Annotated in this window: 12 protein-coding genes; 5 read left to right on the top strand and 7 right to left on the bottom strand. The window is 72.5% G+C overall.

Annotated elements, in window-relative coordinates; all coding sequences use genetic code 11:
- The first annotated feature begins 96 nt into the window (after positions 1-96).
- Positions 97-1,191, top strand: a complete 1,095-nt coding sequence (locus tag K318_RS0118065; RefSeq protein WP_035282273.1) for an MBL fold metallo-hydrolase — start codon at positions 97-99, stop codon at positions 1,189-1,191.
- Positions 1,192-1,294: 103 nt separating this feature from the next.
- Here the strand turns inward: K318_RS0118065 and K318_RS25325 are convergent, their stop codons facing one another.
- Positions 1,295-1,759, bottom strand: a complete 465-nt coding sequence (locus tag K318_RS25325; RefSeq protein WP_211233357.1) for a VanZ family protein — start codon at positions 1,757-1,759, stop codon at positions 1,295-1,297.
- The gene (locus K318_RS0118055; protein WP_029090511.1) at positions 1,756-2,544 is read right to left on the bottom strand and encodes a hypothetical protein; all 789 of its coding nucleotides are present in this window, start codon (positions 2,542-2,544) and stop codon (positions 1,756-1,758) included. Before K318_RS0118055 ends, K318_RS25325 begins: the two co-directional genes overlap by 4 nt.
- Positions 2,545-2,846: 302 nt before the next feature.
- Between K318_RS0118055 and K318_RS0118050 the strand changes: the two genes are divergently transcribed.
- Positions 2,847-3,515 carry a DNA-3-methyladenine glycosylase I gene (locus K318_RS0118050; protein WP_084500392.1) on the top strand — a complete coding sequence of 223 codons (669 nt, stop codon included), beginning with the start codon at positions 2,847-2,849 and terminating at the stop codon, positions 3,513-3,515.
- Between the two features lie 167 nt (positions 3,516-3,682).
- Here K318_RS0118050 and K318_RS23190 read toward each other — a convergent pair whose 3' ends face one another.
- Both K318_RS23190 and K318_RS0118035 read right to left on the bottom strand, forming a co-directional pair.
- Positions 3,683-4,375 carry a hypothetical protein gene (locus tag K318_RS23190; protein WP_051298199.1) on the bottom strand — a complete coding sequence of 231 codons (693 nt, stop codon included), beginning with the start codon at positions 4,373-4,375 and terminating at the stop codon, positions 3,683-3,685.
- Between the two features lie 167 nt (positions 4,376-4,542).
- Complete coding sequence (locus K318_RS0118035) at positions 4,543-5,196, bottom strand: NAD(P)-dependent oxidoreductase (protein WP_029090509.1); 654 nt, start codon at positions 5,194-5,196, stop codon at positions 4,543-4,545.
- Positions 5,197-5,333: 137 nt separating this feature from the next.
- Between K318_RS0118035 and K318_RS0118030 the strand changes: the two genes are divergently transcribed.
- Positions 5,334-5,831 (top strand): MarR family winged helix-turn-helix transcriptional regulator, encoded by a 498-nt coding sequence (locus K318_RS0118030; RefSeq protein ID WP_084500391.1) that lies wholly within the window; start codon positions 5,334-5,336, stop codon positions 5,829-5,831.
- 163 nt (positions 5,832-5,994) lie between these two features.
- Here K318_RS0118030 and K318_RS25130 read toward each other — a convergent pair whose 3' ends face one another.
- The gene (locus tag K318_RS25130; RefSeq protein ID WP_029090507.1) at positions 5,995-6,702 is read right to left on the bottom strand and encodes a helix-turn-helix domain-containing protein; all 708 of its coding nucleotides are present in this window, start codon (positions 6,700-6,702) and stop codon (positions 5,995-5,997) included.
- Between the two features lie 294 nt (positions 6,703-6,996).
- Between K318_RS25130 and K318_RS23185 the strand changes: the two genes are divergently transcribed.
- Together K318_RS23185 and K318_RS0118015 are read left to right on the top strand one after the other, a co-directional pair.
- Positions 6,997-9,900, top strand: a complete 2,904-nt coding sequence (locus K318_RS23185; RefSeq protein ID WP_035282271.1) for an MMPL family transporter — start codon at positions 6,997-6,999, stop codon at positions 9,898-9,900.
- Positions 9,900-12,491 (top strand): YhgE/Pip domain-containing protein, encoded by a 2,592-nt coding sequence (locus tag K318_RS0118015; protein ID WP_035282269.1) that lies wholly within the window; start codon positions 9,900-9,902, stop codon positions 12,489-12,491. Before K318_RS23185 ends, K318_RS0118015 begins: the two co-directional genes overlap by 1 nt.
- Before the next feature lie 22 nt (positions 12,492-12,513).
- Here K318_RS0118015 and K318_RS23180 read toward each other — a convergent pair whose 3' ends face one another.
- Together K318_RS23180 and K318_RS0118005 are read right to left on the bottom strand one after the other, a co-directional pair.
- Positions 12,514-14,595 (bottom strand): FAD/NAD(P)-binding protein, encoded by a 2,082-nt coding sequence (locus K318_RS23180; protein WP_051298198.1) that lies wholly within the window; start codon positions 14,593-14,595, stop codon positions 12,514-12,516.
- A complete protein-coding gene (locus K318_RS0118005) occupies positions 14,592-16,856 on the bottom strand; it encodes an LCP family glycopolymer transferase (protein ID WP_051298197.1) in 2,265 nt (754 codons plus the stop codon). The genes K318_RS23180 and K318_RS0118005 overlap by 4 nt, the downstream gene beginning before the upstream one ends.
- Positions 16,857-17,086: the final 230 nt, after the last annotated feature.

Raw genomic sequence — 17,086 nt, 5'->3', positions numbered from 1 at the left:
CGGCCGTTAAGGTGAAGCGGAACACAGTTGCACGGACGTGGCCGCGGACGAGCCCGCACACAGGGCATCGCCGCGATCGAGAGGGAGGACTCACCGATGGGCGGACAGGCAGAGGCGGGGCACCTCGACATCCGGGCGCTGAGCGCGACGCAGGCCCAGGCGTGGAAGGACCGGGTGATGCCGCCGCCGGAGCGGATCGCCGAGGGGACATGGGCGATCCCGGTCCCCATCCCGGACAACCCGCTCCGGTACACCTATTCCTACGCTCTCGCCGCCGATGACGGCGTCGCGGTCATCGACCCGGGCTGGGACGGTGCGGAGCGGCTGCGGGCGCTCACCGACGGCCTCGCCGGGGCCGGCTGGCGTCCTGAGGACATCGTGGGCATCGCGGTGACGCACTACCACCGCGACCATCTGGGCCTCGTGCCCGCGCTCCTCGAGCTCGCGTCGGAGGCATGGGTGGCGCTGCACGGCAACGACATCAGGGCGGTGACGGACCTGGTGCGGAGCCGGCGCGAGGAGGCCGCCGCGATGGCCGCGGGCCTCGGTGATGCGCTGGGCGTCCCGCCGGAGCGCGGGAACGAGTTCGCGAGCATCTTCACCGCCGCGACCTCCACGCGCGGGGACTCGCCGATGGCGGGGTTCCGCTGGCCGCGCCGCGTCCTGTCCGTGTCCGAGGGCGAGCTGCTGCCGGTGCCCGGCCGCAGCATCCGCGTCATGTGGACGCCGGGACACACCTTCGGCCACATCGCGCTCCACGACGAGGAGCACGGCACCTTCTTCTCCGGCGACCACGTGCTCCCGAGCATCTCCCCGAACATCGGCCTCGACGTCGTGTCCCTCTCGCACAGCCTGGGCGACTACCTGGGCTCGCTCGAGCGCATGTCGCGGCTGCCGGAGTCCACCGCCGTGGCTCCGGCCCACGGCTACCGCTTCGAGGGGCTGGGCATCCGCGCCGAGCAGCTGCTCGCCCACCATGATCAGCGGCTGGCCGAGCTGCGCGCCCGGGCCGAGGCCACCGCGGACCACTCCGTGTACTCGCTGTGCCAGGGCATGCACTGGGCCCGCGGCTTCGACTCCCTGCACGGCTTCCAGCTCTACGCGGCCCTGCTGGAGACCGCGGCGCACATGCACTACGCCGGCTTCCCGGTGCCCGAGCTGTGGCGGGGACGGGCGGAGCAGGCGAGCTGACGCAGCTCAGGTCTGATCTCACCCGCCGGGTGAGCACTTCCTGTCGGTCTGAGGCGCTCAGCCCGACAGGAACTGCTCACTCGATGGGACGGAGGGCGGCAGCTCAGGCCCGGGGCCGGCGGAGCGCGGTGCTCAGCCGCATGATCCCTGCGGCAGTGAGCCAGCCCAGGGCGATGCCGATGCCGTCTGCGAGAACATCGAGGGGATCGCCTGAGCGGGATTCGAGGAAGACCCCCTGGACGATCTCGCTGACGACGGCGTGGACTGCGTTGATCGCGAGCACCCAGCGGGTGCGGACGCCGGCGAGCATCGCGGTCGCAGTCACCGCGGCGAACGCGGCCGCGTGGAAGACCTTGTCCGCGTGCGGGAAGGGGGCCGGACCGCCGCCTTCGGGTGCGTACAGGCCGTTGAGCTGGGCGATCAGGCACAGCACGGCGAGGACGGCCCAGAGCAGGCGCACGGGAGGGCGGCTCGCCTCGATGTCCAGCGGCTCGGCCTCGGCACCTGCGCGTTCGAGCGAGCAGGTCTCATCCGAGGGCGGGCGGGTGCGGTGCTCGGCGATGCTCACTCCTCGTCCTCGCGCCGGTGCACGCCCTGGGCCTCGGCGGTGGGAGCGGTCGGTGCCGGAGCGGAAGGGGCGCTGGTGCCCGCGGCGGCCTCGGGAGCGGGATCCGAGGGGCTGCCCGCAGGGTCCCCGCCGTCGAGGGCCTCCGCGGGGGAGTCGCCGGCGGCGGCGATGAGCGCGGAGATGAAGACCTCCCCGGTCCGCTCCTGCAGGGCGGTCATGAGGAGCGAGAAGACGGAGACGGTCACGGTGCCCGGGGCGGGGACAGCTTCCGATGCCGGGGCGGCGAGCCGCACCGAGGGCATGCCGTGGTCCGGGGCCTGCGGGTGGTCGTCCTCCAGCGTCCAGGTGCCGCCGAGCGTGCGGATGAGGGTCTCGCCCACATAGCGCATGAGATCTTCGGCCAGCCGCCGGTTCGCCGGTGCCGCGGCGAGGGCGGGGGAGGCCAGGCGGGAGACGGCATAGGCCTCGACCCAGGGCAGGGAGGCGGGAGTGAGGTCCTTGACGAACTCGCGCTCCTCGTCCTCGACCGCGACCGAGGCGGGCAGCCCGCCGGCGATGAAGGCCTCGAGCCGTTCGGGCATGGTGGCGAGGAAGCGCTCGAAGGCCTGCTGCTGGGCGTCGACGGTCCCGGCTTCTGCTGCGTGGGTGCCGGAGGCGCCGCCCTCGCTCGCGGCGGAGGACGCCTCGGCGGGAGCCTCTGCGGCGGAGGACGCCTCGGCGGGGGCCGTCTCGGGGAGGGGCTGGGCTGCGGGATCGCCTGCGGCCCGGGTGGGGTCGAACGTCATGGGGGACAGCCTAGACGTGAGGGGCCGGGGTCTGTCACGTCCGAGTGAGGCGGATCGCCATGCGCGGACCGCCTCTGGGATGATGCTGATGAATGCCAGCGCACGATCATGCACCATCGCGGCGCGGTCCGCGGGCGCGAACCAGAGGGCGACAACGACTGCGCGGGCGAGGACCGGAAGGGCAGATTCGGCGGTCATGCTCGGGTGCAGGGGAATGACGGCGGTGCGGCACCGGCGCGGGCGGGCGGTGGAGGCCTCAGGCCGTGCGGAAGCACAGCCGTGCAGATGAAGAGGAGAGCGGGATGGTCACGGACGATCACGGCAGACCGGGAACCGCGGTCGGCGCGGAGCACGACAGCGCCGGCGCAGGCGGCGAGGGGAACGGCCTCGTGCGCGGCGAGGACGGTCTGCTGCGACCGCCCTGGGCGGCTGTGGACCCGCTCCTGCGGGAGTACTACGACACGGAGTGGGGCATGCCCGTGCGCGATGAGACCGGCATGTTCGAGCGGATCAGCCTCGAGGCGTTCCAGTCGGGGCTGTCCTGGGCGACGATCCTGCGCAAGCGGCCGGCGTTCCGCGAGGCGTTCGCGGGATTCGACCCGGAGGCCGTCGCGGAGTTCGGCGAAGCGGACTTCGAGCGGCTCATGGCGGATGCCGCGATCGTGCGCAACCGGGCCAAGATCAGGGCGACCCTGGCGAACGCGCGGGCCACGCTGGCGCTGCGGGACAGGGGCGGGCTGGCGGACTTCGTGTGGTCCTTCCGCCCGGAGGCCACACCGGAGCCCCGCACCTTCGCCGAGGTGCCCACCCAGTCCTCGGAGTCCCGCGCGCTGTCGAAGGCGCTGAAGCGTGAGGGCTTCGCCTTCGTGGGGCCCACGACGATGTACGCGCTGATGGAGGCCGTGGGCATCGTCGACACGCATCTGCTGGGCTCCCACCGCCGCGGGACCTCGGGGGTGTGGGCCGGCTGAGCGCCGGCCGGGGAGGGCGAAGCCGGGACAGCTGAGGCCAGCGGGACAGGCGGGGCGGCCGAGGCCGGCCGTGGACCCAGCCGGAGCAGGTTGAGCAGCCGAGGCAGGCCGGCGCATCGGACCCACTCGCTTCATGCCTTGCACGTGCTCGCAACGCCGTGCCCGCCTTACACTCTCGGCACCCTCCGGGCGAAGACCGGGAACGGCGTGAGGCCGGCGTCATGCAGCGTCCGCCTCACGGTTCCGTAGAAGGACGGCCGCAGCAGCTGCCCGGCGAGGAACGGCATCACCCCGCCCGGCAGACGCGCGTAGTTCATGATGAGGAACGGCGCCTCGGGCTCATAGCCGAGCAGAGTGGAGTTGTCCACGCCGAGCTTCTCCAGGTACCACGTGGAGACCGCCTTCCATGCATCGGTCGCCTCGGCCGTCGCCTCGCCCGTGCCCTTCGGGTGTGTGCCGGCGAAGTGATTGAGCAGGATCTCGCCGTCGCGGGCCTCGGTGTCGCCGATCCTGCCCGTGTTCCGGGCGGTGAGCGCCAGTTCCGGATCCGTGAGTCCGAGCTCGGTGGTGCGTTCGGTCAGGGCGTCCGTGAGGGGCTGAGTCGAGTGCATGAGCAGGGCGAGGTCGCAGCGCGGGCCGCCGGGCAGCGGTGGGATCACCGTCATCTCAAGGGCGTGCGCGGTGTGGACTCCCTCCTCGCGGACCAGCTGCGCGACGAGGGCGGCAAGACGTGCGCGAAGCGGTGCCCGCTCGTCGCTGTGTAGGACGAACGGCCCCCGCAGGCGCAGGTCGATGTTCCATGCGAGGTGTGTGAACCAGCCGCTCAGGGGCTGTTCGAAGTCGGCGGTCCGTGTGCTCATTCTCGTGCTCCGATCCGTGTGCCTCTGCGATTGTGCGTACAGGTCTTGTGTGCGCCGCCCGGCTGCGCACTGCATCGCGCGCGGTGCGCGGCGTGCGCGGCGGAGGCGTCCGTCTCGCGGGATACTGCGGTTGTACGTCTGCGGGGCGGCAGTCGGCACGCGGCGTCCTATTCCGCCACGTACACGTGCTGTCGGCCGAGATCCCTGCGCTCGGCGATGTCCAGGAGTGCGGTGGCCATGTCCGGTGCCGCGATCGACCAGCCTCCGCGCAGAGGTCCGTCGAGGCCGAGGCGGTACTGTCGCTCGCGCCCTGACGGTCCGTGCCTCCTCTGTGGCCGGATGCGGGGCGCGCGCACCGCGGTCCACTGCGCAGACGACTCCCACAGCGCGATGTCCATGCGCCGCATGTCGTCGTACGTGGCGCCGAGGAGCCGCTGCAGGAGAGGCAGCACGATCCAGAGCTTGAGCGGTCCCTGGTGCGCCCAGTGGTCGGCGACCTCGGAGGAGATGACCACGATGCGGTCGAGCCCGTGCGCCTCCATCCCGGCGATCAGATTGCGCGTGCCCTGCGAATAGAGGGTGGTGGGTGTGCGCGAAGCTCCGATCCCGACGGTGCTCACCACCGCTTCGATGCCCTCGAGCAGCGGCATCACCGCCTCGGCGTCGAGGATGTCCGCCCGGACGACCCGCAGCCGAGGGTGGGTCAGGGCGAGCTTCGAGGGATCGCGGGCCACGGCCGTCACCGTGTGCCCGCGGGCCAGAGCCTGCGCGATGACGTGCTGTCCGACCATGCCGGTGGCTCCCGGCACGAGGATCCTCATGCTGTTCTCCCCCTGCTGCTGTCACTGCAGGCGGCGGTCGATGCGGATGCTCGTACACTGGACATCAGTCCCCCTAAGGTGGAATCCACATCGGGGATGTTCCCGAGTGTGGAGTAAGTGTAGCAAGGAGTGCAGTGATGACGGAGGGGAAGGCGACGGAAGGCGGTCCGCGCCAGGTGGACGCGGAGGTCCCGGGTGTCGCGGGTGGTGAGCAGATCGCGCGGGTGCGGAGGGCTCTGCAGGGCCAGCTCGTGAATGCGGTGCTGGGCAATGAGCGCGTCGCCCGGCAGCATGGCCTGCGGGTGACGGACCTGCAGGCGCTGCACCTGCTCGTCCTGCGCGAGGACGTGCGGACGCCGCGGCGGATCAGTGAGATCACGGGGATGCCGACGAGCACGGTCACCAAGCTGATCGACCGCCTCGAGGCCGGCGGCTATGTGCGGCGCGCGCCGGATCCCGCAGACCGGAGGAGCACCCGGCTCGAGCTCGTGGTCGAGGCTCTCGCCCCGCTGCAGCTGCTCTATGGCCGGGCGGACGAGGACTTCGACGCCGTCAGCCGCGAGTTCACGTCCGCTGAACTGGACACCGTGATCCGCTACCTCGACGCCGTCAGTGTGGTCTCAGCGCCACAGTGACGCTGCCGCCAGGGGCAGACCCACGTTCTCTGCGCGGTCCCAGTGCCGCGCCCCCTATCTTCTGTTCACTTCCCATAGCCGTCGGCGCCAGGGAGGCTGTGGGAAGTGAGCAGAAGATGCGGGGAGGCGGGTCAGCACCCGGTGCGGCCTCATGTCGGGGCGGTCAGTCCTCACAGGGGAAGCGGACGAAGGCCATGAGCACCATGAGCAGGCGGCTGGTGTCGACCTCGACCTCCTCGTCCTCCGGGTGGGCGGCCACGGCCTCGTCCGCGGCCACGTCGTGGCAGCCGCTGCAGATCATGATGAGGTCCTCCGCGCTGATGAGGAGACGGGCGCCGTGCGAGGAGAGCAGCGCCTCGATCACGGTTCTCAGCTGGGCCTCGTGCACCCGCTGCACCTCATCCATGCGGGTCTGGAGGTCCGGATTGCGCAATGCGTGCACCCGGATCTCGCGCGAGGCGATGATCGCCGTCCGCGATCCGCTGAACGGCAGGCGGAAATGGCTCAGCAGATCGGAGAGGATCGCGCGCTTCTCCTCCTGGGTGACGGCGTGACCGCGGCTGGCACACACCGTGCCCGAGGCTCCCGCGCTGTCCGCTTCCGTCGTGCCCGAAGTGCCGCCGCGCTCGGCCTCCATGCTGTCGAGCAGCCGGCTCGCGCCCGCGGTCACCGCGGCGAGGACCTGGTCGATGATGTCGAGCACCAGCTCGTCCTTCGACGAGTAGTTGGAGTAGAACGCGCCGCGGGTGAAGCCGCCCTCCTCGCAGATCTCCTCGATGGAGGCGCCTGCCACCCCCTGACGGGCGAACACGGTGGTCGCCGCCTCGCGCAGGGCTGTCCTTGTGCGCCTGCGGCGGTCGCTGATGGTCACGGTTCCTCGTTCCTCCGGTCTCTGCGCGAGGTGCGCACGTTCGGTCGCTGCCGTCGATTCTCGCTCACATGCGGTCCCGCCGGGTGCGGCCTCACCGGGAGGGCCCCGTCCGCGTGCACCTGCCTGAGGAGGCGGTTTGCATGCGAGCCCCGGGGCCGCAAGAATACAGGAGTGTATTCGATACAGAAGTGTATCGAGCGTGATCCGAAACGGTGAGGCCCGCCGCCAAGCCCTGTGCGCCCGCAGGAGCCTCGCCCCGGACCACCGCCCATCTCCCGCGCGAAAGGCTGCAGCGTGTCCTCCTTCCTCTACGATCTGGGCCGGCAGGCCTTCCGGAAGCGCAAGACCGTCGTCGCCGTCTGGCTGGCGATCTTCGCGGTCGTGGCAGGCCTCGTCGCCGCCTTCGCGGAGGACTTCCAGGACGATTTCACGCTCCCCGGCGCCGAGGCCCAGGAGGCCCTCGACGCCATGCAGCTCACCTTCCCGGAGATGTCGGGCGCGAGCGCGCAGGTGGTCGTCGTCGCCGCGGACGGCGGGGACATCGCACAGGCGCCCTACGCCGAGCGCATCGAGGAGGCGGTCGACGAGATCTCCGAGCTCCCGCACGTGGAGCAGGCGGCCTCTCCCTTCGACGACATGATCGAGGGCGCGGTCAACGACGCCTCCACGGCCGCGCAGATCAGCGTCCAGTACGACGCCGGCCTCGAGGAGCTGCCGGCCGATGAGGTGAAGGATCAGCTCGCCGCGGTCGCGGATGCGCTCGAGGCCGATCTGCCCGCGGGCTCCCAGACCGCGCCCGGCGGCGAGCTCTACCAGGTCACCGGCGTCCACATCTCGATCGTCGAGGCGATCGGCGTCGTCATCGCCTTCGTCGTCCTCATCCTCACGCTCGGCTCCCTGCGCGCGGCCGGCATGCCGCTCATCACCGCGATCCTCTCCGTGGGCATCGGCCTGCTCCTCGTGGTCCTCTCCACCGCGTTCTTCACCGTCAACGCCACGACCCCCATGCTCGCGCTCATGCTGGGCCTGGCCGTCGGCATCGACTACGCCCTCTTCATCGTCTCCCGCCACCGGCGCTTCATGGCCGAGGGCTGCGATGCCGAGGAGGCCGCCGCGCGCGCCAACGCCACCTCCGGATCCGCCGTCGTCTTCGCGGGCGTGACGGTCATGGTCGCGCTCACCGGCCTCTCCGTCGCGGGCATCCCCTTCCTCTCCGTCATGGGCATCGCCGCCGCGGGCACGGTGGGCATCGCCGTCGCCGTCTCGCTCACGATGCTGCCCGCGCTGCTCGGCTTCGCGGGCGAGCGCATGCGCCCCAAGCCCAGGAAGGCGCGGTCCGACAGGGCGCAGAAATCCTCCGCCGAGGCGCAGGCCGGTTCCCCGCGCACCTCATCTGCCGCGCCCGGGCCCACGGCGGAGACCGGAGCGGCCACCGCCCAGCCCGCCCGCGCCTCGGCGGCATCCGCCCTGCCCGAGTACCGCGGCATGCAGCGGTTCTACGCGGGCTGGGTCCGTGCGGCGATCAGGGTGCCGGTGCTCACGATCCTCGTGGTCGTCGTGGGCCTCGGCCTCTTCGCGATCCCCGCCTCCAAGCTCGCGCTCGCCCTGCCGGACGGGGGCAGCGCGGAGGAGGGCAGCCCGCAGAAGATCGCCTACGACCTCATCGCCGAGGAGTTCGGCCCCGGCTACAACGGGCCGCTCGTCGTCAAGGCCGACATCATCTCCTCCGACGATCCGCTGGCCGACATCGACGCGCTCGCGGACGAGATCGAGGAGGTCGAGGGCGTCGAGGCTGTCGTGCTCGCCACCCCCAACCGCAATGCGGACACCGGCATCGTCCAAGTGATCCCCACCACCGCCCCCGACGACGCCGCCACCGAGGAGACCGTCGAGCGCATCCGCGCGCTGGAGCCGCACTTCATGGAGGAGTACGGCTTCGCCACCGCCGTCACGGGCTCAACCGCGCTCGGCATCGACGTGAGCACGCAGCTGGGCGGGGCGCTGCTGCCCTTCGGCATCTTCGTGGTGGGCTTCTCCCTCCTCCTGCTCATGGTGGTGTTCCGCTCCATCGTGGTCCCGATCAAGGCGACCGTGGGCTTCCTGCTCTCCGTCGTCACTGCCTTCGGTGCCGTGGTGCTCGTCTTCCACGAGGGCTTCCTCGCCGGTCCGCTGGGCCTGCCGGACACGGGGCCGGTCATCAGCTTCCTGCCGATCATCCTCATGGGCATCCTGTTCGGCCTCGCGATGGACTACGAGGTCTTCCTCGTCACCGCCATGCGCGAGGAGTACGTCCACGGCGCGGACGCGCGGACCGCGATCATCAGGGGCTTCGTCTCCTCGGCCGCCGTCGTCGCGGCCGCGGCGGTCATCATGTTCGCGGTGTTCTTCGCCTTCGTCCCGACCGGCGAGCCCATCATCAAGTCGATCGCCCTGGGCCTTGCGGTAGGCGTGTTCACGGACGCCTTCATCGTCCGCATGACGCTCGTGCCCGCGGTGCTCGCGCTCCTGGGCGACGCCTCGTGGAAGCTGCCGCGCTGGCTCGACCGCATCCTGCCCCGCGTGGACGTCGAGGGCGAGGGCCTCGTCCACCAGGTCGAGCTGCGCGACTGGCCGCACCCGCACGCGGACTTCGCCGCGTACGGCGAGGGACTGGCGATCGAGCACGCGGACGGCTCGCACGTGTACCGGGACGTCGACGTGGCCGTGCGCCCCGGCGAGGTGCTCACTGTCACCGGCCGCGGCTCCTCGGCGCTGCTGCTCACGCTCTCCGGCAGGATCGCGCCCGACCGCGGCCGCCTCAAGATCGCCGGCATGGTGGTGCCCGAGGAGGGCCGCAAGATCCGCGGCGCCGTCCCCTTCCTCACCCTCGACTCCCCGGAGCCGGAGTTCATCGCGGACCTCCGGACCCTGCGCGAGGCAGCGGCGGCTCCGCCCGATCTCCTCGTGCTCGACCATGCGGACCGGCCGCAGGACAGGGCGAGTGCCGAGGCCGCGGCGGAGCTCGTCCGCGCCGCCCTGGAGCGCGGCGGCGCGGTGGTGCTCGGCCTCGTGGACCCGGAGGCGGACTGGATGATCCCCGCAGGCGCCGAGTACGCACAGATCGACCTGGAATCCCGTCCGGAGCGTGCGCCCGCCGCGGCTGCGGCACCGGGCGACACCCGCACAGACATGACCGCCCACCACGGAGGTGCTCGCTGATGGCGACGTTCGAACGCGCAGACACGGACCGGCGGGCCTCCTGGGTCACTGTGCTGGGGCTCATCCTCGTGCCCGTGCTCATCGCGGCGGGCTTCGTCCTCGCGACCTGGAAGATGGGCGAGCGGCTGGACCGGGTTGACGCCGCGATCGTCAACACGGACGAGGGCGCGGAGATCGACGGGCAGACGGTGCCGCTGGGACGCCAGCTGGCGGCCGGCCTCGTGGACAGCGACTCCGACGACAACATCAGCTGGGTGCTCTCCGATGCCGAGGACGCCGAGGACGGACTCGCCGAGGGCAGGTACGCCGCCGTCGTCACGATCCCGGAGGGCTTCTCCGAGGCCGTGACCTCCTCCGGCGACGAGGACCCCATGCGGGCGCGGCAGGCGACCCTGGACGTGCGGAACTCCGCCTCCTCCCCGCTCATCGACTCCGCGATCGCGACCGCCGTCACCTCGGCCGCCACCTCGCAGTTCAACGCGATGTGGTCCCAGAACTACCTCGACCAGGTGCTCATGGGCTTCACGGACATGGGCGAGCAGATGGAGGAGATGGGAGATGCCGCGGACGAGCTCGCCACCGGTGCCGGTGAGCTCGACACGGGTGTGGGCGAGCTGGCTGCCGGCAGCGAGGAGCTCGATGCGAACAGCGGCGAGCTCACGGACGGGTTCGGGCAGATGCGCGACGGCGTCGGCGCGCTCTCCGAGGGTGCGGACGGCCTCGCCGACGGCATCGGCCGGGTCTCGGGCGGCGTGGACGAACTCGCCGGAGGTGCCGATGAGCTCGCCGGCGGCGCCGATGAGCTCTCGGACGGGGCCGGGCAGCTCTCCGCGGGGATCGACCAGATGTACAGCGGTGCGGACGGCAGCCCGGGTGCCGCCGATCTGCCCGATCAGACCCAGCAGCTCGCGGACGGCGCGTCCGACCTGTCAGCGGGTGCGGGCCAGCTCTCCGAGGGCGTGGACGAGTACACGGAGGGGATCGACGGGATCGTCGAAGGGCTTGCAGGCGCCGGCAGCGGAGGCGGCCTCGGCGAGCTCGCCGACGGCGCCGAGCAGGTGGCTTCCGGTGCCGGAGGCGTGTCCGACGGCCTCGACGCCGTCCACGGCGAGCTGGAGAGCGGCGCCGAGGGTGCGGGGCAGATCGCGCAGAACCCCGCAACGACGAGCCTGGCCGGGCTCGCGGAGCAGGGGTTCCTCACGGGTGAGCAGGCTGCGGCGCTCCAGGGGCAGGCCGAGCAGCTGTGCGCGGACAGCGAGGACGCCTCGGCGTGCACGGAGCTCGCTGTGGCCGCGGCGGCCTCCGGCGCGGCGACGGGCCTCGGCACGGGGGCGGGCGCGCTCGATCAGGCGGATCCGGCCACCGGTCAGTCCCTGCGGGACGGGGCCTCCGGTGTGGCCGACGGCGCCGAGGGCGTGGCCGAGGGCGCACGCCAGGCCGCCGACGGCATGGCCGAGCTCGAGGAGCAGGCCCCGGCCCTGCTCTCGGCCTCGGAGGAGCTGCGCGGCGGTGCCTCGGACCTCGCCGACGGCGCGGGCGGGCTGGTCGACGGCACGCAGCTGCTCGCCGACGGCATGGGGCCGCTGGCCGAGGGCATCAGGGACGCGGGCAGCGGCGCCGCGGAGCTCTCCGACGGCGCCGGCCAGCTCTCGGACGGTGCGGGTGAGCTCGCCGACGGCGCGGGCCAGCTCTCCGAGGGGATGGGTCCCCTGTCCGACGGCGCGGTGCAGCTGTCCGACGGTGCGGACGAGCTCGGCGCGGGCATGGGCGAGTTCGGCGACGGCTTGGACCAGTACACCGGCGGCGTGTCCCAGCTGGCGCAGGGCATCGGCATGCTCACCGAGGGGACCGGCCAGCTCGCCGAGGGCACGGAGCAGTTCGCGGACGGCATCGCCGAGGGGGCGGAGCAGGTGCCCAGCTACAGCCAGTCGGAGCGGGACAATCTCGCCGAGGTCGTGTCCGAGTCCGTGACGGATGACGCGGGCGGCTTCAGCGGCCTCGCGCAGAACTCGACCATCGCGATGCTCGTGGTCATGGCGATGTGGATCGGCGCTCTGGTCGTGTACACCGTGCTGCGCGCGGTGCCGGCGAGTGCGCTGACCTCGCGCGCCTCCTCGTGGGCGGTGCTGCTGAAGGGGCTGGTGCCGGGTCTGGTCGTGGGCGCGGTGCAGGCCGTCGTGCTCATGGTCCTGGCCGTCACGGTGCTGGACATGCCGCTGTTCGACGTGGGGCCGCTGCTGTGCCTGCTCCTCGTCGCCGCGCTCGTGTTCACGGTCGTGAACTTCGCGCTCACGGCGTGGCTGGGCGGCTTCGGGAGGCTCGTGTCCGTGGCGGCCGTCGTGCTCGCGGTCGCAGGCCGCCTGTTCAGCGCCACGCCCGCCTGGTTCGACGCCTTCGCGCCGTTCCTCCCGCTCACCCCCGCGATGAACGGCATGACGGCGCTGGCCGCAGGCTCACCGGGGCTCGGAGCGGCGTTCGGCGGGCTGCTGGGCTGGTTCGTGCTGGGGCTGATCGGGTCGATCACCGCCGTTGCGCGCAGCCGCGTGGCGGGTTCGAAGGGCCTCGCCCGGCTGTCCCGCTCAGGCGCGTGAGGGCCGGCTGAGAGCGTGCCCCTCAGCACAGGGCGAGCACTGCCCGGGCCACGGCATCGGCATCGCGGAAGATGCGGGCATCGGACTGCGGGTTCGCCGCGATCGCGAGGCCCAGCTGGACCGAGGACAGCTGGAGCGAGAGCACGAAGCGCGCGGGGTGGACGCGCCCGCGCGCGTCGACCGTCCGATAGGGCGACCCGGTGACCGCGAGACCCGTGGAGGGAGCCACAGTGGTCTCGTCGAGCCGATGCTCGGCCGCGGTGAGCTGACCGCGGTCGAGCATTCCGCGGATGAGCCGGTCAGCGGCCTGCGTGACCCGGTTCGCCGGTGAGCTCGCGTCCACGAGCGCTCGCGCCCGCAGCTCGCCGTCCACGGCGGATGACGTCGCCGTGAAGCCCGCCGGCTCTCCCGCGCGCGAGGTGCCGATCCTCACCTGAGGGCCCGCGAAGTCCACGATCCCGGCCTCCGCCAGGGCGATGAGCTCGGCGAAGCGCTGCGGAGGAGGACCGTCGCAGATGCCGGAGACGAAGTCCTCGAACCAGCCGCGCACCTCGGTGACGAAGCTCGCCGGCTCCACCCGCTCCTCGGCGACGAGCTCCTTGAGCAGCAGCCGCGCCTGCCACAGCACGGGGAACAGCGCCTTCTCCGGCGAGAGCTCCGGTCCCGTGAGCGAGGCCGCGAGGTCCGCGCGGAGGAAGTCCAGCATGGCGGTGCGCAGCTCCGCGCGGCTGCGGCAGCCGTGGGCGTCCAGGGGCCGCAGGAGGCGGTGCAGGTCCAGCAGGAGGCCCGGCTCCGCAGCGGTCGCGGCGGGGTCGAGGGCGCGTGCCTCGGCGGTGTGCCACTGCTCCGCCTCGTGCCGGGGTTCGTCCCGCAGGTGGCGGTCCGTGGCCTCGGCGAGGGCGGTGTGCAGCAGCGCGGGATCCTCGCGGAAGACCTCGGGGCGCGAGCGGGCGAGAGCCGTGTACCAGGCCCGGCGGAGATCGGCGAGGATGAGCGGCCAGAGCTGTTCGTCGAACCGCAGGCCGTCCGGCCGTGCCGGCAGCTGTGCGATGTTCTCAGCCGTGAAGTGGGCGAGGGCGGTGCCGGGCGGCACGGGCAGGGGGTGCGCGGCCGTGAGGGGCTTGCACCGGTACGGGACGCCGCGGCGCGAACCCGGGATGAGCACCGGCTCCCGGCCGCTCGGCAGGTAGCGGAGGCGGGGGAGGGCGCTGTGTGCGGCGGGGGCGGCTCCGGCCGGGAGCTCGGGTTCGAAGACACCGCCGCGTCCGCAGGTGAGCAGGGCCTGCAGGTCGAAGAAGTTGAGGCCGAATCCGCGGATGAGCACGGGTTCGCCGGCCGGGAGGAGGTCCACCGGCGTCTCCGCGGGCAGACCCGGAGGCAGGTAGACGAGTCCGGCTGCGTCTGCGAAGCGCTTCCAGGCCGCGCGTTCGTCGCTCAGCGCCGCCGGGATGTGACCGACGCAGAGGATGACGGCGTCGACCTCCGCCGTGCGGCCGTCGGAGAGCCGCAAGGCCTGCGGCGCGGGGGAAGCCGCGGCAGAGGGCTCCGTGATTGCGGATGCCGTGCGTCGGGGAGCGCGGGCGTCCGCATTCTCCGGGAGGTCGAGGATCTGCCGGACCTCGCAGGCTTCGTGGACGATCCGGACGTGCGCAGGCGCGCTCGTCACCAGGCGGTCCCATGACCAGGCGAGGTACTCGCCATACTCGCGGCGCCGCGGGAACAGGCCGGAGGATGCGGGGGCCGATCCCGCCCATTCCGGCATGGAGGGGCCGGAGCCGGTGCCGGGGACGCGGCAGGAGGAGTCCGGGAAGACCGTCTGTTCGTCCAGGACGGTGTTCATGAGCAGCTCGCCGGGCTGGTCCGTGCGCCACACCCGGCCCGGGCCGGGGGAGTGGGGATCGAACACGCGGATGTCGAGGGAGACCTCGGCGGCAGGCTGCTCCCGTGCGTCCCGGGAGGGCGCCGCCTCGTCGGGAGCCGCGGCGGGGCGGGAGGGTGCCGCCTCACCGGCAGACGTCGTGCGGGCGTGGGCGAGCAGGCGCTCGAGGGCGATGAGGCCGCGGGGACCGGCCCCGACGATGCCGATCCGCAGCGCTGGGCTCACTCCTGCTCTCCGCCGGGGCCGGGCCAGCCGGGCCAGCCCGAGCTGGGCTCGTAGCCGCGCGGGTAGCACTTGCCCTCGGCGTTCTCCACGCCCTGCTCGGGCTCCTCGGTCGCCTCGGGGGTCGGCTCCTCCTCAGGGGCCTCCTCCGCGGTCTCGCCGCCCGAGGCCTCCTCGGCCTGGCTGGGCTCTGCCGGGTTGATCTGCTCCTGCACCCAGCTGTGGAGCGCCTCGTAGTCCGGGCTGACGGTCGCCACGACATCGTTGTTGATCTGGGCGGACTTGATCTCGCTGCGCTGCATGGCGATCGCGAGCTCGACGAAGGCGGGCACCTCGTTCTGCGCGATGTCCGTCTGGATGTTGCGCTCGGCCGAGCCCGCGAGCTTGGGGTAGGCCGCGGCGAGCTCCTGCGGGTTGATCTGGTCGAGCGTCGTCTTGATCATGCGCTGCTGACGGCACATGCGGTCGTAGTTGTCCGCGCCGTCGCGGGAGCGGACGTACCAGAGGGCCTTCTTGCCGCGCAGCACCTGTTCGCCGGGGTCGATCCAGTCGTTGATCGGGTTCTTCAGGCCGGTGTTCATATTGGTGCCCCCGCCCATGGGGATGGGGCGCTCCACGTCGATGCGCACGCCCCCGATCGCATCGATGACGTCCTCGAACCCGGCCATGTCCACGCTCGTGTAGTAGTCGACGTCGAGGCCCAGGGAGCCCTCGACCGCCTGCATGGTGGCCTCCATGCCGACATCGAGGCCTTCGGAGACCTCGCCCACGGACTCCGGGTTCTGCTCGGCCCAGGTCCAGACGGCGTTGATGAGGCTCTCGTCGGGGCCGAAGCCGTCGAAGCCCAGGGGGAACCGCTCGGCCAGTGCGCTGCCCTCGGGGAACTGGGCGCGGTTGAGGTTGCGGGGCACGCTGATGAGGGTGGTGTCGCCGGCCCGGGTGTCGATGGAGGCCACGAGCATGGTGTCGGGGCGGGTGCCCTCGCGGCCGTCGCCGTTGTCGCGTCCGATGAGGAAGACGTTGATCCTCTCCTTGTCGGCCCACAGGTCGTCCTTGGCCGCGATGGCGCCGCCGGAGCGGCCGAATACCTGGACGATGGCGTCCGCGTGCACCTTGGAGTAGGCCGAGCCCACGCCGAGGGGCACGGCGACGCACACGATGAGCGCGGCGACGAGCGCCCAGCCGAGGCCGCGCTGCGGGGAGGTCATCCGGGTTCCCCGGCGCAGGACCCGGTAGGAGCGCAGGATCGTGATGATCCAGATGACCACGGCGACGGCGAGGGCGCCCGCGATCGAGTAGAGGAGGATAGGATCGCCGGCCACGCGCGCGAGCGCCCGCACCGGAGTGCGCCAGACGATCCAGCCGATCACGACGGCGATGACGGCGAGGAAGCCGATGAGCACGATCCAGCCGCGCCGGTGCCTGCCGTGGATGAGGCCGAGGCCCGGCAGAAGCGTGCCGAGGGTGGTCCAGCGCACGAGGGAGCTGAAGCCCTCGCCCGTGCGGCGCGAATGGCGCGGCTGGGCGTCTGCGGGAGCGGCGGCTGCGGCGTGGGTGTCGCGGCGGCTGCGGCGTGAGGGCTGGGGCGGGGAGGGGTGCTCCGCCGAGGGGTGCTCCGCCGCAGAGTCGGTGCGGCAAGCCGAGGCAGCCTCCCGGCGGGGGCTCGCGGAGGCCTTCGCGGCAGCGCGGGAGCCGGAGCCCGAGGAGGTCGCAGCACCTGCCGCGGCACCTCCTGCGCCCGTCCCGACCGCGCGAGAGGCGTGCCGGGGCGAGCCGGTCCCCAGCTCGGCGGCATCGACCGAGGAGAGGGGAGCCCAGCCGGCGGCCGGGGTGCTCGGCTCAGGGGCGGGGGCCGAAGCTGCCCGGCGGCTGTCGTCCTGCGGGCCGGGAGCTCGGGAGGCGGAGGTCTGCGGGCCGGAAGCCCCGGGGGCGGAGGCCTCCTGGGTGCGGGCGGCGCGGCGGGAGCGGCGCGAGGGGAGGGGGTCTGCCTCCGGGGGATGTGCGCCGGGGGAGCCGGAGGACGAGGTGCTGCCGGGGGCGGGCGCTGCCGGGCCCGACGCCGCCTGGCCGCGGTCCTCGCGGCGGGCTGCCGGGGGCTGCTGGGCGGAGTCGGCGGCGCTCTGCGGGGCGCGGTGATCATCGCGACGGACTCCGTCGAGACCGCGCAGACGTGCACGGCGGGAGGCCCGGATGGGTCCGGTCTGCCCGGACGGCTTCTCGCCGCCCGGGTCCTCGCCTCTCCGCCGGCTCTCGTCTTCGGCCACTGGCGTGTCTCCTCGATGGTGCAGGGGTCATGCGCGCGGCCCGGGACTCGCGGTGGGCCCGGGGCGCGACTGGTCCGATCTCCGGCCCCGACGGACCAGAGGCTCCCATAGTAAAGGCCGGAGATTGAGGTTTCGTTGATACCGCACCGGTGGCCCGCTGGGCGCCTGGCGTGTGAGGGTCTGTGAGCGGCGGGGCGCGGTCTCTCGGCGCTCTCCGCTTTGCCGTGGAC

Origin of the sequence: Brevibacterium album DSM 18261 (assembly GCF_000426445.1) — a bacterium.
Taxonomy (GTDB): domain Bacteria; phylum Actinomycetota; class Actinomycetes; order Actinomycetales; family Brevibacteriaceae; genus Brevibacterium; species Brevibacterium album.
This window is presented reverse-complemented; position numbering and strand designations above follow the sequence as displayed.

Bases quoted from the DNA above. Each gene is read 5' to 3' on its own strand.
- K318_RS0118035 (WP_029090509.1), bottom strand. From the start codon at position 5,196: ATGAGGATCCTCGTGCCGGGAGCCACCGGCATGGTCGGACAGCACGTC.
- K318_RS0118055 (WP_029090511.1), bottom strand. From the start codon at position 2,544: ATGACGTTCGACCCCACCCGGGCCGCAGGCGATCCCGCAGCCCAGCCC.
- K318_RS0118030 (WP_084500391.1), top strand. From the start codon at position 5,334: ATGACGGAGGGGAAGGCGACGGAAGGCGGTCCGCGCCAGGTGGACGCG.
- K318_RS23190 (WP_051298199.1), bottom strand. From the start codon at position 4,375: ATGAGCACACGGACCGCCGACTTCGAACAGCCCCTGAGCGGCTGGTTC.
- K318_RS0118015 (WP_035282269.1), top strand. From the start codon at position 9,900: ATGGCGACGTTCGAACGCGCAGACACGGACCGGCGGGCCTCCTGGGTC.
- K318_RS0118050 (WP_084500392.1), top strand. From the start codon at position 2,847: ATGGTCACGGACGATCACGGCAGACCGGGAACCGCGGTCGGCGCGGAG.
- K318_RS0118065 (WP_035282273.1), top strand. From the start codon at position 97: ATGGGCGGACAGGCAGAGGCGGGGCACCTCGACATCCGGGCGCTGAGC.